The organism is Amycolatopsis sp. ATCC 39116 (assembly GCF_000231075.2).
GTDB classification, from domain to species: Bacteria; Actinomycetota; Actinomycetes; order Mycobacteriales; family Pseudonocardiaceae; genus Amycolatopsis_E; species Amycolatopsis_E tucumanensis.
Genome location: NZ_AFWY03000113.1, coordinates 1 through 2,287 on the forward strand (window position 1 = coordinate 1; position 2,287 = coordinate 2,287).

Genomic DNA, 2,287 nt, shown 5'->3' on the forward strand with positions numbered 1-2,287 from the left:
CGCGCGCATTGCCCCGGCTGCGGGGCCGGTTCGGCACGCTCCTCCCGGCCGCTCAGGCCGGGGCTGGCCAGCGCGCTGGCGGCCGACGCCGTCCAGGCGGTGCCGTTGCGGAGCGAGGTGGCGCGGTGAGGCCCACCTTCGCGGGACGCCTGTCCGTCGTGGACTGCCGATGGCGGCCGCGCTCGGCGCACGCCGAGCCGCGCGCCCTGACCGGGCCGCGGTGCCCGTTCGGCACGAACTTCCCGGTCGCGCAGGCCGGGGCTGGTCCGCGCTCGCGAGTTGCAGGCGGTGCGGCTGTGGAGGTGGCGGCGTGAGGCGCACCTTCACGGCACAACTGTCCCGTGTGGACTATCCGCGTTCCTCGCCTCAGGTGGTCGCATGAGCACCGCACGTGGAGATCGCGCCGCGATCACCCCCGCCGCCGGGGTGGTGCTCGCGGCCGTGGTCGCGGGGTTGCTGTTCGCCCCGGTGTTCGGCCTTTCCGCGCTCCTGGTGCCGGTCGGGGTGCCCGCGGCCGTCGTGCTCGTCGTCGTCGCCGTGATGCGCACGCCGGGCTCGCTGGCGTGGCGGCCCCTGGTCGCGCTGGTCGCCGGCCTGCTCGCGGTCGTCGAGACGACCCTGTGGCCGACCACCGCGGGCGGGGTGCCCACCGGTGAGACCCTGCGCGCGCTCGCCGACGGCGTGTCCCAGTCCTGGCAGCTCGCCCTGCGCTCCACCTGGCCGGCCCGTCCCGAGCCCGCGGTGCTGCTGTTCGTGCCGCTGCTGACGGTCCTCGCCGCGGTGCTCGGCACCGAACTGCTCCGGCTCACCCGGCCACTGGCCGCGCTGGTGCCGAGCCTCGCCGTCGTGGTGCTCAGCCAGTTCTACGCGGCGGCGTCCGGCTGGGGCGCGGTGGGCGCGGCGCTCGCGCACGCCGTGGCGGCGGGCGCCGTGCTCGCCACCGGGCGCGGGCAGGGTCGGCGGCCGGTGTTCCCGTCCGCGGCCGTCGCGCTCGCCGCCGCGGCCGTGGTGGTCGCCGGGGTCGCCGTCCCGTCCCCGCCGGCGAAGTACTCCCTCAAGGACGAGCAGCTCGCCCCGCTCACGCAGGTCCAGATCGCCAACCCGCTGGACGACATCGCCTACCGGCTCGCCCACCCGGGCACGCCGGTCTTCCGCGTCGACGGCGCGGCCGGGGTGGACCGGTGGGCCGTGGCGGTGCTGGACGAGTTCGACGGCGTCAACTGGTCGCCCGGCGCCCGCTACCGCACGCTCGGCAGCGAACTCCGGCCGGGCCCGGCGGTGACCGTGCCGGTCGAGGCGCGCACGGCCCGGATCTCCGCCGTCGACCTCGGCGGGCCGTGGCTGCCGAGCCAGACCTGGCCCGCCGGGGTGAGCGGCGCCGAGCCGCTGGTGGAGGAACAGCAGGGCACCTTGCTCGTGCCGGACGGCGGCCGCGCCGGCGACTACACCCTGACCTGGTGGGCGCCGCAGATCCCGGCGGGTTCGCTGTACGGCGCGGCGATCGACCCGGACGCGCCCGGCGGCCTGTCCGGCGTCGGCACGGTGCCGCCGGGGATCACCGAGCTCGCCGAGCGGGCGGTGAACGGCACCCGGCCCACCTTCCAGGCGGCGCTCGCGCTGGAGCGGTTCTTCCGGGAGAACTACCGGCTCGCCAGCGGCCAGAACCTGCCGACCGGGCACTCCTGGCCCCAGCTCGCGGAGTTCCTGCTGACCGCCAAGCGCGGCACCAGCGAGCAGTTCGCCGCCGCCTACGTGGCCCTGGCGCGGGTGCGCGGCATCCCGGCTCGGCTCGTGGTCGGCTTCCGCGCGCCGACCGGCACGACAGTGGTGAGCAACGGCGACGTGCTGGCCTGGCCGGAGGTGGCCGTCGAGGGCGTCGGCTGGGTGCCGCTCGACCCGACGGGCACCGCCGCGCCCGGAGCGGCCGCGGGCGCCGGGCTGGCCGCCGCGACCGCGGGGGCACGGGCGCAGCTGCCCGCGTCGCAGGACCTGCTCGACCCGCCGGTGGCGGCAGGAGAGGGCACCGGCGACGGGAGCGGCGGGACCGGCCGGTTCCCGTGGGCGGTGACGGGGGCGGTCCTGCTCGCCGTGGTGCTGCTCGGGGTGTTCGGCGTGCCGCTGGCCAAGGGCGTGCGGGCGTGGCGGCGACGGCGCCGGGGTGGATCGGGCGCGGTGATCGGCGCCTGGGAAGAGGTGCGGGACCGGCTGCGTGGTCACGGCGTGCCCGTCACGGCGGGGATGACCGTGCGGGACCTGGCGACCGCTGCCGCCAGGTTCGTGGATCAGT

2 protein-coding genes are annotated in these 2,287 nt (G+C 77.5%); both read left to right on the forward strand.

Annotated elements, in window-relative coordinates; genetic code table 11:
- Positions 1–125: 125 nt before the first annotated feature.
- A complete protein-coding gene (locus AMY39116_RS46510; RefSeq protein ID WP_157358884.1) occupies positions 126–314 on the forward strand; it encodes a hypothetical protein in 189 nt (62 codons plus the stop codon).
- A 64-nt stretch (positions 315–378) separates the two neighbouring features.
- Positions 379–2,287: transglutaminase domain-containing protein (locus AMY39116_RS0341685; protein ID WP_020423523.1), on the forward strand; the 1,909-nt coding region annotated here is incomplete at its 3' end.